This is a genomic window from Aeromonas sp. MTB (assembly GCF_056632455.1).
Window position 1 is genome coordinate 2,186,520 of sequence record NZ_CP147026.1, and the last position, 19,290, is coordinate 2,205,809.

A 19,290-nucleotide genomic window follows, 5' to 3' on the forward strand; every position below is an offset into this window, starting at 1 on the left:
CAATTCAACCTGTTGAAGGAATTGGTGAAATTTACCCTAAAACCGGTTTCCTGTCTTGCCTGCAGCCGGAATGTTACGAAAGTATAATTGACGTTAACGTAAACGTGATATTAGATAGCCAGACTAGACAGGTGAAAGGAGTCATGATGTCCAGTTTGTCCCCCTCGGCAGGCCTGCGCTTTCGCACCGCCCTTGCCAATGAACATCCCCTGCAGATCGTCGGCACCATCAATGCCTATATGGCGCTGATGGCCGAACGCAGCGGCTTTCAAGCTCTTTATCTCTCCGGCGCCGGGGTAGCCAATGCCTCCTACGGCTTGCCGGATCTCGGCATGACCTCCCTCAACGACGTGCTGATCGATGCCGAGCGGATCACCGCAGCGACCCGAGTGCCGCTACTGGTCGATATCGACACCGGCTGGGGCGGGGCATTCAATATCGCCCGCACCATTCGCGCGTTCGAGCGAGCCGGAGTTGCCGCCGTCCATATGGAAGATCAGGTGGCCCAAAAGCGCTGCGGCCACCGTCCCAACAAGGCGGTGGTGTCGCTGGAGGAGATGTGCGATCGCATCAAGGCGGCAGTAGATGCTCGCGAGAATAGCGAGTTCGTCATCATGGCCCGCACCGATGCACTGGCGGTGGAAGGGATGGAGTCTGCTCTTGAACGCACCGCTGCCTATGTGGCCGCCGGTGCCGACATGATCTTCGCCGAGGCGGTGACCAAGCTTGCCCAGTACGACCAGTTCAAGCTGGTGGCCAAAGTGCCGATCCTCGCCAACATGACCGAGTTCGGCAAAACCGCGCTGTTTGACAAAGAGCAACTGGCCGCCCACGGGGTCGACATGGTGCTCTACCCCTTGAGTGCCAACCGGGCCGCCAATCAGGCCGCCCTCAACGTCTATCAACATATTCGCCAGGATGGCCATCAGCGCGCTGTCGTGGAGACCATGCAGACCCGGGAGTCACTCTACGACTTCCTCGGATATCACCACTACGAGCAGACACTGGATCGTCTGTTTACAGCCAAGGAATAGGAGGCAGCTTATGGGACAGCAAAAACCGTTGGGCGGGGCCGGTCTGCGCGGTCAAAGCGCAGGGGAGACCAGTATCTGCACAGTAGGCAAGAGTGGCACCGGTCTTACCTATCGTGGCTATGACATCAAGGAGCTGGCCGACAGCGCCCAGTTCGAGGAGGTCGCCTATCTGCTGCTCAAGGGGGAGTTGCCCGGTGAGCAGCAGCTTGACGCCTACAAGCGCGAGCTGCGCCGCCTGCGCACCTTGCCCCAGCCGCTGCTGGAAGTGCTGGAACGCATTCCCGCCGATGCCCATCCCATGGATGTGCTGCGCACTGGCTGCTCCATGCTCGGCGATCTGGAGCCGGAAGATGGTTTCGAGCATGAGCATGAAGTGGCGGATCGGCTGCTAGCTGCCTTCCCGGGCATTCTGATCTACTGGTACAAGTTCAGCCATGAAGGTATTCGTATCGCCCTCGACAGCGACGAGGAGTGTATCGGTGGCCACTTTCTGGCGCTGCTGCACCAGAAGGCACCGAGCGAGCTGGAGCGGCGGGTGATGCATGTCTCCCTTATCCTCTACGCCGAGCATGAGTTCAACGCCTCCACCTTTGCGGCGCGGGTTTGCGCCTCGACGCTCTCTGACATGTTCTCCTGCATCACCGCGGCCATCGGCACCCTGCGCGGCCCGCTCCATGGCGGTGCCAACGAGGCGGCCATGGCGATGATCGAACACTGGCAGGATGAAGAGCAGGCAAGGCGCGAATTGCTGGCCAAGCTGGCGGCCAAGGAGAAGATCATGGGCTTTGGACACGCCATCTACCGCACCTCGGATCCACGCAACGTCATCATCAAGGAGTGGTCGGCCAAGCTCGCCGAGGCGGTAGGGGATGCTCGCCTCTATCGCGTCTCCTGCGAAGCTGAGAAGGTGATGTGGGAAGAGAAAGAGCTCTTTCCCAACGCCGACTTTTTCCACGCCAGCGCCTATCACTACATGGGGATCCCGACCAAGCTGTTCACCCCCATCTTCGTCTGCTCGCGGGTCACCGGCTGGTGCGCCCACGTGATGGAGCAGCGCGAGCACAACCGGATCATCCGTCCGAGCGCCGATTATGTCGGCCCGGCGCCCCGTCACTTTGTCTCTCTACAACAACGATAAGGAAATCACGATGTCCGCCAACGTCGACGTCAACCACAGACCCGAGCCCGATCAGGTGCTGGTCGATATTGCCGATTATGTCTGCAACCACCCCATTACCAGCGAGTCGGCGCTCGACACTGCCCGCTACTGCCTGATGGACACCCTTGGCTGTGGCCTGCTGGCCCTGCGCTTCCCCGAGTGCACCAAGCACCTTGGCCCCATCGTCCCCGGTACACTGGTACCCCATGGTGCCCGGGTGCCCGGTACCCAGCTCTGCCTCGACCCGGTCAAGGCGGCCTGGGATATCGGCGCCATCATCCGCTGGCTCGATTACAACGACACCTGGCTGGCCGCCGAGTGGGGCCACCCCTCCGACAATCTGGGCGGTATTCTCGCCACTGCCGACTGGCTCTCCCGTACTCGCGTGGCAGAGGGCAAGGCACCGCTCACCATGGCTGATGTGCTGGTGGCCATGGTCAAAGCCCACGAAATTCAGGGGTGCTGGCGCTGGAGAACTCCTTCAACCGGGTTGGTCTCGATCACGTGGTGCTGGTCAAGGTCGCCAGTACCGCCGTGGTGACTCACATGCTGGGGGTACCCGTGATCAGGTGATCGATGCGATCTCCCAGGCCTGGGTCGATGGCCAGAGCCTGCGTACCTACCGGCATGCCCCCAATGCGGGGTCGCGCAAGAGCTGGGCGGCGGGGGATGCCACCTCTCGCGCGGTGCGCCTCGCCCTTATCACCATGAGCGGCGAGATGGGCTATCCAGGCGTACTGAGCGCGCCCAAGTGGGGTTTCTACGATGTGCTGTTCAAGGGCAATCAGTTCGCCCTGCATCAGGGATACGGCAGCTATGTGATGGAGAACGTGCTGTTCAAGATCTCCTATCCCGCCGAGTTCCACGCCCAGACTGCTGTGGAGTGCGCCATGAAGCTGCATGGGCAGGTGAAGGGACGGCTGGAGGAGATCGACCGTATCGAGCTCACCACCCATGAGTCGGCCATTCGTATCATCAGCAAGGTCGGCGCCCTCAACAACCCGGCCGATCGGGATCACTGCCTGCAGTACATGGTGGCGGTGCCGCTCATCTTCGGTCGCCTCATTGCCGAGGATTACGAGGACGATGTTGCTGCCGATCCCCGCATCGACGCGCTACGCGGCAAGATGGTGGTGCAGGAGGACAAGCGTTACAGCCGCGAATATCTGGAGGCGGACAAGCGCTCCATTGCCAACGCCATCCAGATTTTCTTCAAGGACGGCACTCACACCGCCAAGGTGGAGGTGGAGTATCCGGTCGGCCATCGTCGCCGGCGGGAGGAGGGGATCCCGCTGCTGGTGGAGAAATTCCAGCACAATCTGGCCACCCGCTTCCCGACAAAACGGGTCAACGACATTCTGGCCCTCTGTCAGGATGGGCCGCGCCTTGCCGCCACCCCGGTACATGCCTTCATGGATCTGCTGGTGATCTGACCGGTCTTGCATTGGCCAACATATCGGCAAACAGTGATAAACGAAAAGCGGGCTCATCGGCCCGCTTTGTTATTCCGGCGGCTTATCCCTCGATAATCCTTACCCCAGCGCACTGCTGTCGCCGTTAAAGAGCGCCGTCATAATGGCCATCTCGCGACTGGCGATGGTCTCGAGGAACTCGTTGGCACGCCCCATCTGATGACACACCTGATAGCCGCGCTCGACAAAGGAGAAGAGCTCGCCAAGCCCCGCCAGATGGGCGGGACCAGACACCAGCTTGAGGGTTGCCCCCAGCAGCGGCTTTCTCGCCAGCCTGTCCAGCGTCATCCCAAGCTCGCTCACCAGCGCAATCTGATGTTCCCGGCGCGCCTGTTCACCCACGGCACGATAGGCGATGGTGTAGTGGTCCGGGGTGATGGGATCAATGCCATCAATGCGCCGCAGCGCCACCACCATCAGGTAATCCAGCTCTTCGGAGAGGGCATCAAGCTCGATCGCCTGCGCCAGCACCTTGAGGCCGGACTCCGGCAACAGCCGCTCGGCGGTCGGCATCACCCGCATCACGTCCGCATCGCGGCGGGCACAATCCCCCGGGCCATAGAGATCGGTCAGGAAAAACTCGGCGGCAGGGCCGTAGCGGTCACTCTCCAGCAGATCACGATGGGTCCGCCCCAACCGGTCGGCCTGCCACTGGCGTAGCCGATCCCGATCCTGCTGATCTTCCGGGTGAGCACGCATCTGCTCGCGCAAGGTTGCAACCCGTTTGAGCTGGCGGTAGAGCCGACCCAGGGTGCTATCGTCGTCGTGGGCATGTTCTTGATGCGTCATCTACAGCTCTCTGGCCTTGGGCCCATTGATGGGGATTGGGTGATACGAAGATACAAGTGAATGAAAAACAAGCAGCTTTTGCTGACCGTTCCGTGACAAGTGTAGCGCGCACGGGGGAGGGAATAAATGCCATGCCCCGTTGATGGCCTGCATCCCTCTCGACTCTGTTAAGTGAGTCCCATTTATGTGAACCATCCTTTCATTTGTTGTGAACATGTGTTTAATATCAATAACTAACTTATGACCCAGAGTAACGACCATGTTCTTCAACTCGCTCGCTGGCAGCAGCGCACTCTCTACCATCCAGATCAGCCGTCAGCATCCGCTGGGACTGGCCGCCGCCCGGATCGCGGCCGAAGCCATCGCTGCGGACATGAGCGAGAGTTATCAACTCGATTGCGAATGGACAGATGAAGAGGAGACCGAGCTACGCTTTCGCGGCTCAGGGGTACATGGCACTCTCACCCTGGACGAAGATACCCTGGAACTGGAAGTGCATCTTGGTTTGATGCTGTTGCCGGTACGCAGCGTACTGGAGCAAGAGATCCTCGATTATGTCGACAATCGCTTACCTTGCCCCAAACGTGTTTGAAACTCTTCGTTGCACTGGCTTTAAATAAACCAGCTGTAAACGATAGCTGTTTGAAATAAGTTGGCAAGCCATATGGTTTGTCAGATTTATTATCCAGCGAGGTCTAGATTCTATTTTGTAAGTAATCTTTCATCTTTATTTTATATTTCGAGTCGGCACTCATTAATGTCATTCTGATTGCATCAAGCCTTCATCCGGATATGAGGGCAGAAGCAATTTGCCGTCTCGGTAAATTCATTTTGTAGGGAAACAACCATGCCACTGAGTGAATTTATCTCCTGCGTCGATACCGCCTGGTTACGCATGGACAGACCCAACAACCTGATGCAGATCATCGGTGTCCTGATGTTTGAAGGAGAGCTTGATGAAGCGCGTCTGCGGGCCGGATTGCGCCACACCATTTCGGTGCAACCCCGCTTTCACCAGCGGGCCGTGCTGGAGGGGGGCTCCTACTACTGGCGCCATGATCCCGATTTCGATCTCGATCAGCACCTCAAGCGAGTGATCCTGCCGGGTGAAGCGGGCAAGCTGGAGCTGGAGAAGCTGGTGGCCGATCTCGCCTCGACGCCGCTCAACCACCAGCGCCCCCTGTGGGATATGCACCTCACCGACACGTCGCTGGGTGGACAAGCGCTGGTGGTGCGCATTCACCACGCCATGGGCGACGGCTTCTCGCTGGTGCGAGCCATGCTGACCATGATGGATAACACACCAGAAGGGGCGCCGCGACCACCGTCACCGGAGCCACTGGATGACAGCGATGACGAGGATGATGAGGATTGCCACCAGGGCAGCCGTCTGGTGCGAGCCGGTCTCAAGCTGACCGGTAGCCTCTGGTCCAAATATGTCGAAGTGGTCACCCATCCCACCAAGGCGGTGGATTACCTCAAGACCGGGCGGGATGTGGCGAGCGAGCTGTGCAATATCGCCACCCTCGGTGATGACTCTCCCTGCCGCCTGCGGGGCAAGACCACCAGCACCAAGCGGGTAGCCTGGTCGGAGCAAATTGATCTGCCGGATATCAAGGCAGTGGGCAAGGTACTGGGCTGCTCGGTCAACGATCTGCTGATCGCTGCCACCGCAGGGGCGTTTCGCCACTACCTGCAGGAGAAGGGGGATGATGCCAACAAGGTCAAGATCCGCGCCCTGGTGCCGGTCAATATGCGAGCACCGGATGATGAGGGGGCACTTGGCAACCGCTTCGGGCTGGTGGCCCTGAACTTGCCACTGGATGTTGAACACCCGTTGCAGCGGCTCTATACCGTGCGTGACCGGATGCAGGCGCTGCGCACCTCGCTGCAACCCGTGGTGGTGCTCAACCTGTTACATGCCCTTGGCATGGCCCCCAATGCGGTGCAACAGCAGGCCGTCGAGCTGCTCACGGCCAAGGCCAGTGCAGTGATCACCAATGTGCCCGGCCCGCAACAGACCCTCTATCTGGCCGGAGCAAAATTGCGTCAGCCGCTGTTCTGGGTGCCGCAATCGGGGGATATCGGCGTCGGCGTCTCCATCCTCTCTTACGATCACAAGGTGCAACTGGGCCTAATCACCGACAAGAAGCTGGTACCGGATCCGGATCAGGTGGTCGAGCGGTTTGCAGTGGAGTTCGAGCAATTGCTGTTGCTGGTGCTGATGGAGCCGGAGCTGTTGTTTGACCCCAACGGACTGGATGCGCTGCTCGGTTGATCGTGCATTTGATAGACCGGTGGCGGCGTAGCCAACCGGTCAGCTCCCATCATAAAAGAGGCCAACCCGTGGGTTGGCCTCTTGTTTTGCTACCTCTTAGTGGCAGGAGTGACGGTTAATCCTCCAGCTCTTCGCGCGCCGCCTCCACATCGAGGCGCTCCATGGCATCCATGGGTTCGCACTCGGCCGCTTCGGCATAGAGGGCTTCGGCGGCTTTCAGGCGGCTCTTGCCGTGCAGCATCACCTGAGCGTTGGCGTACTCCATGCGGGCGATAGCCGAGTCGGGGATCAGCGCCAGCGCCTCCTTGAAGTGACGCTCGGACTCCTCCTTCTTGGCGCCATAGGTGAGGCCGCCGATCATGGCCCCCAACTTGTCGACGATCTCCGCATGCCAGGCGCCAAAGGCGATATGGGCCTCGGCGTGGTCTGGCGCCAGCTCCAGCGCCTTCTCAAGGCTTGCCTTGATCTTGTCGCCAATTCCTTGCGAGAGGGCCTTGGAGATGGAAATCACTTGACTGTAGCGACCGAGTGCCAGCGCGTGGAAATACCAGGCGTTGGCGTTCCTGGGCTGGCGCTTTTGCAGCTTCTCGGCATGACTGGCCGCCCGCTCGAAGGCGGCTCGTTTGGCATACTTGTCCTCCAGCAGATAGCTGGCGTGGATCACCAGCGCCTTGTTTGCCACATTGAGGCCCGCCTCACCGGCCGCTTCACCAAGAGCGACGGCCCGGGCAAAATCCCCGGCATGATAGGCCCGCCAGGCATCCTGTACCTGTTCATCCTCGGGCCAGGGTTCGGCATCCCCCTGATGGAGTCGATCCCAGTTGTCCGCCAGCTTCTGGCCGGCATAGTCATAGGCCGCATCCGCGTAGGGGAAGGGGACAAATTCGAGTTGTGAAGTGGTCATGCTTGTTCTCCCTGTAGCATGTGAATCAAACCTTGTCGGTGTAGTGGTGGGCGAGGGCGCCCAGATGAGCACGGGCATCGGCCCGCAAATAGGGTGCGACCAGCTGCATCACCTGAAAGACGCCGAGGGCAATATCGGCGTCCGCCTTGGGGTGCAGTGCCCGCTGGTAAGAGATCCAGAATGTGCCCACCAGCGCAACATTGGCCGCCAGCGTGCGCATCTGTTGCGCTGTGCCCTCCATCAGCCCGACCGTTTGCAGATGGTTGCAAATGGCGATGGCGGTCTGCTCCTTGCGGCGCAGCAGGGCGGAAAAGCGCTGTTCCACCTGATGATAACCACTCATCAGGGTCGCGATATCGTAGTAGAGGAAACGGTACTGCCAGATGGCTTCAAACATCAGGTGGAGAAAGAGCCAGATATCTTCGGGCTCATCGGACGGGGTGCTGACCGCCTCCAGCAGGCGATCCATCTGCTGTTCAAATTCGCAGAACAGGGCGTTGACGATCTCCTCCTTGTTGTGGAAGTGGTAGTAGAGATTGCCCTGGCTGATCTCCATTTCGACCGCAATGGCCGAGGTGGTGACGCTGGGTTCCCCTTGTCGATTGAAGCAGGCGAGGGCAGTGGTCAGGATCCGCTCCCGGGTACGACGTTTGGGTTTGCGATCCATGCTACTCCTTTGGTGATGAACGGCGCACGCCGTGGCGATAGCGTTTGGCAAGCCAGTGCTGCAACTGCTCCAGCGACTTGTCGAGGGCGGCAACCGAGCCAATGCCGGGGGCCAGCAGGGTGCGATCTTCATCGGCCAGCGCGGCCAGATTGAGCTCGAGGCCATGCTTGGCAAGCACCGGCGCCAGCTCGTCACGACGCAGCCAGAGATCGCGGCGGGTATGCTGGTAAGCGTGCTCGCAGAGGCGGCGACGATCCCGGTAACTGAACACATTGGTGAAGAACATCTCGCCATCGGCAGAAGAGGGCTCAAACAGCAGGGCGTCGGCGTCGGGATATTGGTGCTTGTAGCGATCCATCCCCACATGCATGCGGGAGTGGATGATGGCGCGAAAAGTCTGGGCCAGCACCACCGGCAGACCGCTGTCCACCAGATTGGTCGGGGTGCCGGCGGCCATGTCCGCATCATAGGGCACCAGCGGATTGATGCAGAACACCAGATCCGCCCCCTCTTCCAGCGCTACCGAAGCGTGCAGAGTCTTGATCAGCGCCCCGTCCACATAGTAACGACCGTTGATCAATGAAGGGGGAAAGAGGCCGGGCAGGGCGGCTGACGCCTGTACCGCCGCCGAGATGGGCACGTCATCGAGCCCCGGGCTGCCGAAGGCGACCGGATGGCCGGTATCGAGTTCGGTAGCGACCACAAACAGTCGACTGCGCAGCTGGCGGAAATCATTGCTGCGGCCGGGACGAGAGAAAAACTGGGTCAGGGTGCGATCCACCCCGCGGTTGTCGAACAGTCCGGTCGGAATGGCCTTGGAGAGCCCCTGCAGCGATTCAAACAGGCTGCGCTTCCAGGGCGCCGCCAAATAGTAGGTCAGGCTCTGCCACGCCAGTGGCGGGATCGAGGTCAGGCGGTCGGCATATTCACGAAAAGCGGGTCGCAGCAAGGTGGCCGGGTCAAACATCTCCCCTGAATCATCGCTGAGCAGGATCCGCACCAGCTTAGCCGGCGAGATGCCGTTGGCCAGCGCCGACGCCACCACGGCCCCCGAACTGACGCCAACATAGATATCGGCATGGTCAAGGCGCAAGCCGTTGATGCTGTCAGAGAGGGCTGCGCAGGCACCGATCTCGTAGATGCCGCCGAGCGGCCCGCCGCCAGCAAGGGCAATTGCGATGGTACTCATAGCGTCGCCTCTCTATCCATGACATTCTCCATGACAAGACCGGCCCAGCGCAGGGCATGGGCCGGTATCAATCACCTTCCGTCACCGCGAGGGATCAGGGCAGGACGCTCTCTGCTTTGGCTTTCACCTCTTTCACCGCATCTTCCGCTGCGGAGAGGAGATCGGCGGCCTGCTCAACCACGGCCTCTTTGGCCTTGGCTACCGGTGCCTTCTTTACCGGAGGCTTGCGGGCAGCGGGCTTTTTGGCGGCAGTCGGTTTGGCTTCAGCGGCAGGGGCTTCCTCTTCCTGTGCATCCAGCAGTTGCTGGACCACGTCGGTCAGCTCGGCCATGCGCTTGGAGAGCTTGTCGATATCCTTGCGGGTCGGAATGCCGAGGCTGGCCACAGCGCGTGCCACGCGATCTTCGAACACCTGCTCCAGACGGCCCCAGGTATTGGCGGTCTTGTCGGTCACAGCGGCAATCTTCTCATCTGCGCTCTGACGGGTTTTGGCCTGCAATGCTTCCCCTTCCTGCACCAGAGCTTCAAAGATCTTGCCACCCTCTTCCTGTGCTTTGGCATAGGCACCCAGACCCGCCAACCAGATCTGCTGGGTGGACTCCTTGATGGTGGAGGTGAGTTGGTTGTCGGTCACTGACCCTGCCAGCGCTTTAAGTTTTTTAGCCATGATCTTCTCCTTGAATAACGACAGATAAATGTAATGGCGACAACGAAGCTGCAATCGGGTTGTGGCATTACTGATTTTTCAACTTCAGTCTAGGGAGAAAAAATAGAGGGTTCTACCTAATAACGGAACAGGCACACCACCGAAATTAGGGTTTGCTCACGAACCGACAATCAAATTGCGGATTCCCATATGAATCGTGATATATCTAACAACCTAGTAACACCCTAATCAGTAGCAGGATTCTCTTTATGAACTATTTCATTACTGGCGGTAGTGGTTTTATCGGGCGTCGATTGATCAAAAAGTTATTCCAACAGCATCCCGACTGTATCGTCTATTTTCTGATGCGCACCTCTCATCAGGATAAATTGCCAGAGTTGTTCTCATTCTGGAATGTGGATGAATCGCGCGCAGTCCCGGTTTTTGGCGACATGACGCAATCGCTGCTGGGGGTATCGGTCGAGATGCAGGAGCAGTTGATCGGCAAGATAGACCACTTCTTCCATCTGGCTGCCATCTATGATCTGAACGCCAAGGCTGGGATCCAGCAGCAGGTCAACACCGAAGGGACCCGTCAGGCTGTTCAACTTGCCGAGCGGCTGGGGGCGGGACAGTTCCACCACTGCAGCTCCATCGCTGCAGCGGGTCTGTTCGACGGTCTGTTTCGCGAGGACATGTTCGATGAGGCAGAGCACCTCGACATGCCTTACTTCCAGACCAAGCACGAAGCGGAAGGGATTGTGCGCAATGAGTGCACAGTTCCGTGGCGGGTCTACCGCCCGGGCATCGTTGTCGGTGACTCCAATACCGGCGAGATGGACAAGATCGACGGCCCTTACTACTTCTTCAAGACCATCCAGAAGCTGCGCCGTCTGCTGCCGCCCTGGATGCCGGCCATCGGGGTTGAGGGCGGACGCATCAACATAGTGCCGGTCAACTTTGTGGTCGACGCCATGGTGCATATCGCCCATCAGGAGAGAGAGGAGAACAAAACCTTCCACCTGACCGACCCCAACCCGATGCGGGTTGGCGATATGCTGAGCACCTTCTCCCGCGCCGCCCATGCGCCGGAGCCTGCGATCCGCATCAACGCCTCTCTCTTTAATTTCATTCCCCGCCACCTGACCGCCATGCTGATGACCATGGCGCCAGTGCGCCGCATCCGCGATGCCGCCATCGCCGATCTGGGTCTGCCCAAGGATGTGTTCCGCCTTATCAGCTACCCCACCCGTTTCGACAGTCGCGAAACCCAGCGGGTACTGAAAGGGACCGGTATCGAAGTGCCACCGCTGCACAGCTACGCTTGGCGGTTATGGGATTATTGGGAACGTCACCTCGACCCGGAGCTCTTCATCGATCGCTCCCTGCGTGGTCGGGTAGAGGGCAAGGTGGTGCTGGTGACCGGGGCAACCTCCGGCATTGGCCGTGCAACCGCACGCAAGCTGGCGGGGGCGGGGGCCAACGTCGTTACCATCGCCCGCGACGAGCAGAAGATTGCCGAGACTAAAGCTGAGTTTGCCGAGCTGGGGCTGACCATCGAGATCTATCAGGGGGATCTCTCCAATCTGGCGCAGGCCGAGGAGATCACCGCTCGCATCGTGGCCGATCACGGCGGCGTCGATATTCTGGTCAACAATGCCGGCCGCTCCATCCGCCGCTCCATCGAAGACTCCTTCGATCGCTTCCACGATCTGGAGCGCACCATGCAGCTCAACTACTTTGGCGCACTCAAGGTGATCATGGGGGTGCTGCCCACCATGATTGAGAAGAAAAAAGGCCACATCATCAACATCTCCTCCATCGGGGTGTTGACCAATGCGCCGCGCTTCTCCGCCTATGTTGCCTCCAAATCGGCCCTCGATGCCTGGGTGCGTACCGCCGCCTCCGAGTTTGCCGACAAGGGGGTCAGCTTCTCCATCATCAATATGCCGCTGGTGAAAACGCCAATGGTCGCACCGACCAAGGTCTATGAGCAGGTGCCGATGATGACGCCGGAAGAGGCGGCCGATCTGGTGTGCGATACCATCATCAACAAGCATGTGCGACTGGCGACTCGCCTCGGGGTATTTGGCCAAGTGGTGCATGCCCTGGCTCCGCGCGTCGCCCAGGTGATCATGAACACCAGCTTCCGCACCTTTGCCGATCCCAAGGATGGCGATAAGTCCAAGGCGACCGCCGATCAGGTTGCCGTCTCGACCCTGATCAAGGGGATACACTTCTAACCGGATGATGGGATAAAGAGCTCAACAGGGGCCTGAGCAATCAGGCCCCTGTTTTATTTGGAATAACAGTTGAAGGACGAATAAGGAGGGTCAGACTCGGGACAGCAGATCAAGCAGCAGATCTGTCGTGCGACGGGAGTAGAGCAGAGAGAGATGGCCAATGGCAGGCAACTCAATATCTTCCATTCCCGCCAATCGTTGCCGCTCCTGCGGCATCACCACATTGTCGTGACTGGTGCGCACCGAGATGCCGGGCACGCAAAGCGGCACAGAGGCAAAACGCTGCAACCAGCCGGAACCGGGCTCCATCTCGCGGGCATTGGCCCCAAGCCCTAGGGCGGCAAGCTGACTCCCCTGATGAGGCGTAGCCAGAGTGATCAGGCGCACGACCTTGTCACCACCATGGATAGCCAGATAGTCGCGGCAGACCAGCCCCCCCATGCTGTGACCGACCAGCACCAGCTTGTCAGCCCCGGTCTGCGCCAGCACATCGTCAATCCGGGTGGCCAGCAGCGGCACCATCTCATCGATATGACCAAATGGTGGCATCAGGGTAATGGTGGCGACCACATGGCCTGCGGCCTCCAGCCGGGTGCGCTGGGTGCGCCAGATACCGCGACTGCAACCGTAACCATGTACCAGCAATACGGGACGCTGGCATGGACGCAGCCGATCGGGTGCCATCAACAAAGGCTCGAACGGTAACAACAAGGTGAAGGTGTAAAGGTAGGCCAGCATCTCCTGCGCCATCATCTTCACCCTGCGCCAGGGGCCGATAGCCGGGGAGGGGTAGAAGCGGGTAAACAGCCAGCTGCCGAGCACCACCAGACAGCGCAACCCAAGCAGGGCAAACACCACAAACAGCAGGGTCAGCAACCAGGGGAGTCCCACGACCAAGTGGGCGATACCCCCGAGGAGCAGCACCTCTACCATCAGCAGGATAAACAGGTGTCGTACGATCGTCATAAGGCCATGATCCGACCAGTCAGGCGTGGAAGTCAAATGGCACTTTGAGACAGCTTGATCCAACGCGGCTTTTGTCGCTAAACCCCGGCGAACTCTTTTCCGGTGAGGTTATTTGCAATACTGTATATCCATACATATACTCTATCCATCATCACCAAGAGGAGGCCATCATGGCTGTCGAGATCAAATATGTGGTTGTTCGTGGGGGAGTGGAAAAAATGACCTTTGCCAGCAAAAAAGAGGCCGATGCCTATGACAAGCTGCTGGATACGGCAGACGAGTTGATGACCCTGTTGGCTGGCGCCCCGATCGAGTTGGCGCCAGAGCAGCAAGAGAGTCTGGCATTCTACCTGGCAGAGCAGCGCGATGTGCTGCAAACCCTGCTGCGCGGCGGCAAGGTTCAGGCAGGCACGAAAGAGGAAGAGGCCCCAGCAGCCAAGCGCAAGGAGAAGCCACTAAAGCAGGTGGCCTGATTGCACAGACCAGCTATTTCTCGGGATAAACAGCTCGCGGCATTCACTTTAATTGCATTTAAAACCATTTTCACGGCTATTTACCCCGAGAATTTTTTAACCATGCTACATATCCCATGCATAACTGAATAGCGTGAACCACTGAGCGACACCAGCCAGATCTATGAGGAAATAATGAGCAAATAGTGGAGAGAACGTTATCCAGACCGCTCCTGGTGACCTTAATCAGCAACAACAAGAGGCAGTACCAATCCCAATAGAAGCCACATTCATGTATCACGAGCCCTTTTCTAGCAACTCGGCTCACAGGCTCATATCGACTCATCTCAGCATCAACAAGCAAAACCATGACTCAACAACCATTATCCTTGCCGCCAGCCATGCCGCTGTTTGACAGCCTTATCTATCTGGAGGCCGGTAACCCGCAGGTCAATCAGTACCTTGCCAACCTCAGCCTCAACGATGTACCCGATGCCGGTCTGGTTTACGAACTGGCGGTCGATTGGCTGCTGGAGCAGCGCAACAGCGAAAACAACTACAAAACATATCGCAGCGAACTGACCACTTTTTTGCACTGGTGCTTTCGCGAGGCGGCCATCAGCCCGAAAGATCTCACTCGCCGCATCATGATCCGCTATCTCGACTACTGTCAGTCCCCCCCTGACGAGTTGATCGCCTATCGCAACGTGGCGCAGTTTATCCTCGACAAGGAGTGGGGGGAGCGGTTGCCCAATCCGCAATGGCGACCGTTTCTCGGCAAGCGGGAGCTGGGCCGCAACTTGCCCTATCGTCTTAGCGAGCAGGCGATGAAGACAAAGCTCGCCATCCTGTCGGCCTTCTTCCAGTTCCTGATCCAGGAGGAGTACATGGACAGGAATCCCGCTCTGCTACTGCAGCGGGTCAAACGGCCGCAACAGCAGGAGGCCGATGATCAGGTGCAGGCCTTCAGCGAATTGCAGTGGTCATACGTGATGCAGGCCGCCGATACCCTTGCCAACGACCATCCGGAGCAACACGAGCGCAGCCGTTTTCTCACCATTCTGATGTACGCCTGCTATCTGCGGATCTCTGAGGTTGCAGCCCGGCCAGGCTTTACCCCTGTGATGGGGCAGTTCAGGCGGGATCGCAAAACCGGCGTCTGGGGCTACTTTATTCCGCAAAGCAAAGGGGGCAAACGGCGTACCGTAGCGGTATCCCAAGCGCTGCTGGCGGCACTCGAACGCTACCGCCGCTTCCTCGGTCTCTCTCTCTTGCCGACACCGGATGAACAGACACCACTGTTCGTTCGCCATAAAGCGGCAGCCCACGGCCGCGAGCAGGGGGAGATCAACGCCAACCTGGGAATTCGCCAGCTACGGGATTTGATCATGGTGATCATCGGTAAAGGGGCAGAATTGGCAGAGCAGGATGGATTTGCCCAGGATGCAGCCGAAATGCGGCAACTGTCTCCCCATGCAATCCGCCATACCGGGATCACCCATGACATCAATCTGCACGGGCGGCCGCTCTCCCACGTACAAGCCGATGCAGGACATGACAGCATCGACACCACTTCGAAATACCTGCACACCAGCAACAGTGAACGACATGAGAGCGCCCAGCAAAAGCCGCTGGACCGATTGAACCAACAAGTGAGAGATAACGCTCACAAAAGCTAACGAACAACGTGACATGCCCCTGATTTGTATTGACTGCTCTTAGAACACAGAATGGCTTGTTTGGGATGTCATAGAAGTTGGCGCGGCAATGTTGTACTTCTCTGGATGGCAATCGGTTCAGGAAATATTTTTGGCTCACATGGATGATTCAGAACAGGCACCTTGCCATCTGTGGCATACATATTTATCGCATAACAGAGAAGCAAAAAACGAAATTGCTTGCTGAAACACCGAGACCACCTGATGCCGAAAGCTAAGTAACATGCCGGAAGCAATCATATTCGGTTTGAACTGCGCCTTGTCATCACACTTGCATATCCAGTCATCATTGGTGATATTGATGTTAATATTAACGAGAGGCCAAGGAGCGGATATGCAAGTGGCAGTGGTGGAAAAGACCTTCAGGATCGTTGGCAAAGGGTCGCTCATGGCCCAGTTCACCTTTATCTCTTCAGGCACACTGCATATCTGGTTTCCGGATGTGGGCCTGCAGATGGAGGCCCACTGCAAAGAGTTGCGTATCGAAGATTGCACCATTATCTATACCAATGGCCTCCATCACGGCCAGCCCAGAGCACTCTGGTCCTTAACCCTCCATCCCGATGATATGAACGAGCTCAAACGCATATTGCAGCAGTTCAACAGCAACCTCTACTTGACCTGCCAGCCACCCACATTGGCCATCGCCAAACGTGCCTTGAATATGAATTGACCCGACTTCCAAAATGAAATGGCGAATACTCTTCAAGCCTAATAAGCCGTGACGGTTTAAGGGGAGGGGAGTCTATCGTGATAGTCGGCATTTTTTATGGCTGTTTTACAAGAAGGAGTATCAATATTTCCAGAGAGAGACCTCTCAAGTAGGGGACAGATATTTCCAAGAATATTCACGGTAATGACGATAGTTATAACGGTGAAAATCAAACATAACGCTCAATAAGTGAGGGGGATTCCGCACAATGTATTGATTTAATAGTAAACTCTTACCTCAAAATGGGACATTTCGGTGATGTGGGGCAGGGCGGTTGACTATGTTATTCTGTTGTCGCTGCAAGAGCATCTGCAGGGGGAATCAACCAGATATTGTCCTTCTGCTTTGGGCAGTCAGATCGCTGGAGGTCTGTGTGTAGCCTCGATCCCGATCGATTTCCGAACCTTTAAGCTAAGGAAAAGCTGCGGGCTACTTCTTTTAATAATCCTTGTTATCTCTCACGATAATGCCGATAACACCATTTATCGGCATCCGGGTCATTCAACTATTTATTCAGGTGATTTTATGGCTAGGAGGGCTAAACAAGATCCATTTTCTGCCCTTTTAATGTTGCTGCTCTTGATGCCCATTTGGCTGCCCATGATGCCAATCTGGCTTCCAATTTTGCTTTTTCGTTACATTTTCTTGGCCACAAAAGCCAAAACGCTTCAGGCAGATCTCGAGAAAGTCATCATGGATAACCCTCATGATGTTGAGCGTCGGAAATCTGAGATTGCTATACAAATGAATATGAATGCAGTTGCTTTTGAGGAGGCTTGGAACAAGGTGGTAACGAAGCATCCGCATTTGTTCCCATCCACAACTGCTGAACGTGAAATCTTGGCTTTTAGTGAAGCAATTAGCATGCTTTTGGCGACACCAAAGCGGATCGTTACAAAGGACCAAGTTGCACGTCTGTCTGGCCTTAGTCGAGATAGAGTCGAAGAGTTATGGCCACAGATGCACACGCATGGTTATTTTTTGGGTGGTTTCATTGAGGATGAACCTTCTAGGCCAACTCGTTGGTGAGTTGATGTTCAAGGGGCCTCTGGCCCCTTTGCTCTACCCACAGGCATGACTGCGCATAATGCGAGCATTATGTTGAGGGTTTGCAGCACTTGTGCTGACGGGGGTTGGTAGAACGTGGGCCGCGAAGCGGCATCGTTATACCAATTCCCGCCCGTAACATAATGTCTATTATGCGTCAGTTGCATCCTTTCTCTCCGCACCCACCACTAGGCGTCATTGTCATTTTCTATCTCCATCACGTTCTGTGAGAAAAAATAGAAGTAGGCCTAGATCGCGCGAAAATATTGCCAGTAGAATCCCCCACGAAATCAAATGACTCCATCAAACTGCCGGTGCGCCCGGCTCTGTGAGAAAACAAAAATGAAAAGGGATTTTATTGTTGCATCTGTATTTTCAATTGCAGCCATAACGGGTTGCTCCTCCGCCCCCAAGGATATGGGGCAGCCATTCGTTCAGGATAAGAGTAAGAGCGTGGCGTTGAACGTTGCAGCCTATGCCGGTTATCCATACATGTTCTCGGACAACGCCTACGACAAAGGGTTGGATAGCGTGGTCACCTCTACCAGCAATGCCATGCTGTTATCGAGCGACTTGGCCGGTAGTATGGGGTCGATTGCCGGTGGCGGACTAGGGTTGGGGTTGGGATTCATCACAGGGTTGGCAGACCAATATCCGCTCGATATTGCACAGATCGTCACCGCAAAGCTCCAACCCGGCGAAGACTTCAAATCGGCGGATACCGTACTGCGGGTTGTGAAGGCTAACTTCGAGAAAAGAGCGAAAGATGCAGATGAGTTTTCGGGTCTTAAAGGCTTCTTTGAGAAACCAAATCTGGATGCCTATGTCTGTCAAGAAGCGGACTGGGTTGGGAAATCGGATTTCGACTATAGCTGCTTCGATCCCGCGTACAAGAGTTTCAACATGTACGTGAAGATTGTCCGACCGGCTAATGGCAGCGAGTTCGGTCAAGTCATGCCGTTGCCAGCGGGCCAGTACGGGGTATATGTTATGCGTAACGATAAGGGCGCAGTGCTGAATCCCAAGAACGACGCCCCTGACGCATATTTCCATCTCGAGCATGGCATGTTCGTTCTGGGTAACACCAACACGATCCTTCCGCGTGTTGCTCCTCGTGAGGACGGCAAACGCCTCGTGTTCATCGACGGTAAGGCGACCTTGATCTGATAAAGTTGCGGTATCTCTTGCACCAAGGCGAGCATCATGGATGCCCGCCTTTATTTTTGGTAACAGTTACCATAAATAGTGCTATTCTATTTTGGTCACTATTACCAGAATGGATATCCGATGCGCGCCCCCCATGATCATTCCACCTCCGAACTGCTCCCCACACCCCGCCGCCGTGGCCGCCCCAGCACAGGAACGGCACTGACCCCAGCCCAAAAACAGGCCAGATACCGCCAACGCCAACGGGCCCGCAGCGTCACTGTGACGTTTGACAGAGCGGCCATCGATGCGCTCGACACCCACATTCGCGCCCTCGTGGCAGGTCTCGACGCCCCGATTCCTCCTGAACACGCTGCCTCCATCCTGGAATCGATCCGGTCCGCCACGCTGGCGCAGCTGGCACCGGTGGCAGAATGATGGGCGAGATCCATTGCCAGGAGGATTACGAGCAGGCGCTGGCGCTGCTGGATACTCTGGTTGATGACTATGACGCCAACAGGGCGCTGATCGAGCTGCTGTCTTTGGCCATTGAGCTCTGGGAGGAGCAGGCACCGGAGTTCGCCGAGTTCAACCGGGCGGTGGCCGGTGAGCCAGAGCCCTGATTCTGCCGTCCGCACGGGTGGTCATCAGTACGACCACCCACGCCGGTCGGCCTGCCCAGCGGCAGAGAGCGCAACCCCGTAGGGGCGGTTTTTATTGTTGTGTGTCGGGTCGGTCTGGGGGAGGGTGGTTGGGTCGGGTGGGAGCACTGTAATCTCCCACCCAATTCTCACCGTGATAAATTCGGTGTCGTTTGAGGCTTTGTTTTTAGCCTTTTTTGGGGTCTGTATTCACCTGTAAAAATCGG

The 19,290-nt window shown here is 57.2% G+C and carries 17 protein-coding genes and 1 pseudogene; 12 read left to right on the plus strand and 6 right to left on the minus strand.

Translation table 11 applies throughout. From position 1 onward, the window contains the following. Window positions 1-146 precede the first annotated feature (146 nt). The 3 genes and pseudogenes from prpB (at window position 147) to WBR25_RS10075 (ending at window position 3,626) form a co-directional block, all read left to right on the plus strand. Window positions 147-1,034, plus strand: coding sequence for a methylisocitrate lyase (gene prpB, locus WBR25_RS10065; protein WP_479749904.1), 888 nt, complete (start codon window positions 147-149; stop codon window positions 1,032-1,034). Between the two features lie 10 nt (window positions 1,035-1,044). After that, window positions 1,045-2,172 (plus strand): bifunctional 2-methylcitrate synthase/citrate synthase, encoded by a 1,128-nt coding sequence (gene prpC / locus WBR25_RS10070; protein WP_479749786.1) that lies wholly within the window; start codon window positions 1,045-1,047, stop codon window positions 2,170-2,172. 10 nt (window positions 2,173-2,182) lie between these two features. Continuing rightward, a pseudogene (locus WBR25_RS10075) lies at window positions 2,183-3,626 on the plus strand (bifunctional 2-methylcitrate dehydratase/aconitate hydratase). Window positions 3,627-3,725: 99 nt separating this feature from the next. Here the strand turns inward: WBR25_RS10075 and WBR25_RS10080 are convergent. Next, window positions 3,726-4,454 (minus strand): DUF8198 family protein, encoded by a 729-nt coding sequence (locus WBR25_RS10080; protein ID WP_421286635.1) that lies wholly within the window; start codon window positions 4,452-4,454, stop codon window positions 3,726-3,728. 259 nt (window positions 4,455-4,713) lie between these two features. Between WBR25_RS10080 and WBR25_RS10085 the strand changes: the two genes are divergently transcribed. Then, on the plus strand, window positions 4,714-5,046 hold the full coding sequence (locus WBR25_RS10085; protein WP_129504070.1) for a polyhydroxyalkanoic acid system family protein: 333 nt from the start codon (window positions 4,714-4,716) through the stop codon (window positions 5,044-5,046). 255 nt (window positions 5,047-5,301) lie between these two features. Then, window positions 5,302-6,732: a wax ester/triacylglycerol synthase family O-acyltransferase gene (locus WBR25_RS10090; RefSeq protein ID WP_479749787.1), complete on the plus strand. Its 1,431-nt coding sequence runs from the start codon at window positions 5,302-5,304 to the stop codon at window positions 6,730-6,732. Between the two features lie 115 nt (window positions 6,733-6,847). Here WBR25_RS10090 and WBR25_RS10095 read toward each other — a convergent pair whose 3' ends face one another. From WBR25_RS10095 to WBR25_RS10110, 4 genes are all read right to left on the minus strand, one after another. Then, window positions 6,848-7,636 carry a tetratricopeptide repeat protein gene (locus WBR25_RS10095; protein ID WP_204383176.1) on the minus strand — a complete coding sequence of 263 codons (789 nt, stop codon included), beginning with the start codon at window positions 7,634-7,636 and terminating at the stop codon, window positions 6,848-6,850. 25 nt (window positions 7,637-7,661) lie between these two features. Further along, on the minus strand, window positions 7,662-8,303 hold the full coding sequence (locus WBR25_RS10100; protein ID WP_479749788.1) for a TetR/AcrR family transcriptional regulator: 642 nt from the start codon (window positions 8,301-8,303) through the stop codon (window positions 7,662-7,664). A 1-nt stretch (window position 8,304) separates the two neighbouring features. Further along, on the minus strand, window positions 8,305-9,492 hold the full coding sequence (locus tag WBR25_RS10105; protein WP_202004554.1) for a patatin-like phospholipase family protein: 1,188 nt from the start codon (window positions 9,490-9,492) through the stop codon (window positions 8,305-8,307). Window positions 9,493-9,586: 94 nt separating this feature from the next. Then, the gene (locus tag WBR25_RS10110) at window positions 9,587-10,159 is read right to left on the minus strand and encodes a phasin family protein (RefSeq protein ID WP_479749789.1); all 573 of its coding nucleotides are present in this window, start codon (window positions 10,157-10,159) and stop codon (window positions 9,587-9,589) included. Window positions 10,160-10,407: 248 nt separating this feature from the next. On the opposite strand from WBR25_RS10110, the gene WBR25_RS10115 reads away from it, so the two are divergent. Beyond that, window positions 10,408-12,381: an SDR family oxidoreductase gene (locus WBR25_RS10115; protein ID WP_479749790.1), complete on the plus strand. Its 1,974-nt coding sequence runs from the start codon at window positions 10,408-10,410 to the stop codon at window positions 12,379-12,381. A 90-nt stretch (window positions 12,382-12,471) separates the two neighbouring features. Here the strand turns inward: WBR25_RS10115 and WBR25_RS10120 are convergent, their stop codons facing one another. Further along, window positions 12,472-13,347: an esterase/lipase family protein gene (locus WBR25_RS10120; RefSeq protein ID WP_479749791.1), complete on the minus strand. Its 876-nt coding sequence runs from the start codon at window positions 13,345-13,347 to the stop codon at window positions 12,472-12,474. A gap of 170 nt (window positions 13,348-13,517) precedes the next feature. Here WBR25_RS10120 and WBR25_RS10125 point away from each other — a divergent pair, with 170 nt between their 5' ends. The 6 genes from WBR25_RS10125 (at window position 13,518) to WBR25_RS10150 (ending at window position 19,045) form a co-directional block, all read left to right on the plus strand. Beyond that, window positions 13,518-13,820, plus strand: a complete 303-nt coding sequence (locus WBR25_RS10125) for a YebG family protein (protein ID WP_005333111.1) — start codon at window positions 13,518-13,520, stop codon at window positions 13,818-13,820. Window positions 13,821-14,200: 380 nt separating this feature from the next. Continuing rightward, window positions 14,201-15,478, plus strand: a complete 1,278-nt coding sequence (locus WBR25_RS10130; RefSeq protein ID WP_479749905.1) for a tyrosine-type recombinase/integrase — start codon at window positions 14,201-14,203, stop codon at window positions 15,476-15,478. 373 nt (window positions 15,479-15,851) lie between these two features. Continuing rightward, window positions 15,852-16,190: a hypothetical protein gene (locus tag WBR25_RS10135; RefSeq protein ID WP_005333109.1), complete on the plus strand. Its 339-nt coding sequence runs from the start codon at window positions 15,852-15,854 to the stop codon at window positions 16,188-16,190. A gap of 294 nt (window positions 16,191-16,484) precedes the next feature. After that, the gene (locus WBR25_RS10140; protein WP_479749793.1) at window positions 16,485-17,258 is read left to right on the plus strand and encodes a hypothetical protein; all 774 of its coding nucleotides are present in this window, start codon (window positions 16,485-16,487) and stop codon (window positions 17,256-17,258) included. Window positions 17,259-17,618: 360 nt separating this feature from the next. Beyond that, a complete protein-coding gene (locus WBR25_RS10145) occupies window positions 17,619-18,443 on the plus strand; it encodes a hypothetical protein (protein WP_219277905.1) in 825 nt (274 codons plus the stop codon). Between the two features lie 413 nt (window positions 18,444-18,856). Beyond that, window positions 18,857-19,045 (plus strand): hypothetical protein, encoded by a 189-nt coding sequence (locus WBR25_RS10150; protein WP_421182062.1) that lies wholly within the window; start codon window positions 18,857-18,859, stop codon window positions 19,043-19,045. Window positions 19,046-19,290: the final 245 nt, after the last annotated feature.

Bases quoted from the DNA above. Each gene is read 5' to 3' on its own strand.
- prpB (WP_479749904.1), top strand. From the start codon at position 147: ATGTCCAGTTTGTCCCCCTCGGCAGGCCTGCGCTTTCGCACCGCCCTT.
- prpC (WP_479749786.1), top strand. From the start codon at position 1,045: ATGGGACAGCAAAAACCGTTGGGCGGGGCCGGTCTGCGCGGTCAAAGC.
- WBR25_RS10080 (WP_421286635.1), bottom strand. From the start codon at position 4,454: ATGACGCATCAAGAACATGCCCACGACGACGATAGCACCCTGGGTCGG.
- WBR25_RS10085 (WP_129504070.1), top strand. From the start codon at position 4,714: ATGTTCTTCAACTCGCTCGCTGGCAGCAGCGCACTCTCTACCATCCAG.
- WBR25_RS10090 (WP_479749787.1), top strand. From the start codon at position 5,302: ATGCCACTGAGTGAATTTATCTCCTGCGTCGATACCGCCTGGTTACGC.
- WBR25_RS10095 (WP_204383176.1), bottom strand. From the start codon at position 7,636: ATGACCACTTCACAACTCGAATTTGTCCCCTTCCCCTACGCGGATGCG.
- WBR25_RS10100 (WP_479749788.1), bottom strand. From the start codon at position 8,303: ATGGATCGCAAACCCAAACGTCGTACCCGGGAGCGGATCCTGACCACT.
- WBR25_RS10105 (WP_202004554.1), bottom strand. From the start codon at position 9,492: ATGAGTACCATCGCAATTGCCCTTGCTGGCGGCGGGCCGCTCGGCGGC.
- WBR25_RS10110 (WP_479749789.1), bottom strand. From the start codon at position 10,159: ATGGCTAAAAAACTTAAAGCGCTGGCAGGGTCAGTGACCGACAACCAA.
- WBR25_RS10115 (WP_479749790.1), top strand. From the start codon at position 10,408: ATGAACTATTTCATTACTGGCGGTAGTGGTTTTATCGGGCGTCGATTG.
- WBR25_RS10120 (WP_479749791.1), bottom strand. From the start codon at position 13,347: ATGACGATCGTACGACACCTGTTTATCCTGCTGATGGTAGAGGTGCTG.
- WBR25_RS10125 (WP_005333111.1), top strand. From the start codon at position 13,518: ATGGCTGTCGAGATCAAATATGTGGTTGTTCGTGGGGGAGTGGAAAAA.
- WBR25_RS10130 (WP_479749905.1), top strand. From the start codon at position 14,201: ATGCCGCTGTTTGACAGCCTTATCTATCTGGAGGCCGGTAACCCGCAG.
- WBR25_RS10135 (WP_005333109.1), top strand. From the start codon at position 15,852: ATGCAAGTGGCAGTGGTGGAAAAGACCTTCAGGATCGTTGGCAAAGGG.
- WBR25_RS10145 (WP_219277905.1), top strand. From the start codon at position 17,619: ATGAAAAGGGATTTTATTGTTGCATCTGTATTTTCAATTGCAGCCATA.
- WBR25_RS10150 (WP_421182062.1), top strand. From the start codon at position 18,857: ATGATGGGCGAGATCCATTGCCAGGAGGATTACGAGCAGGCGCTGGCG.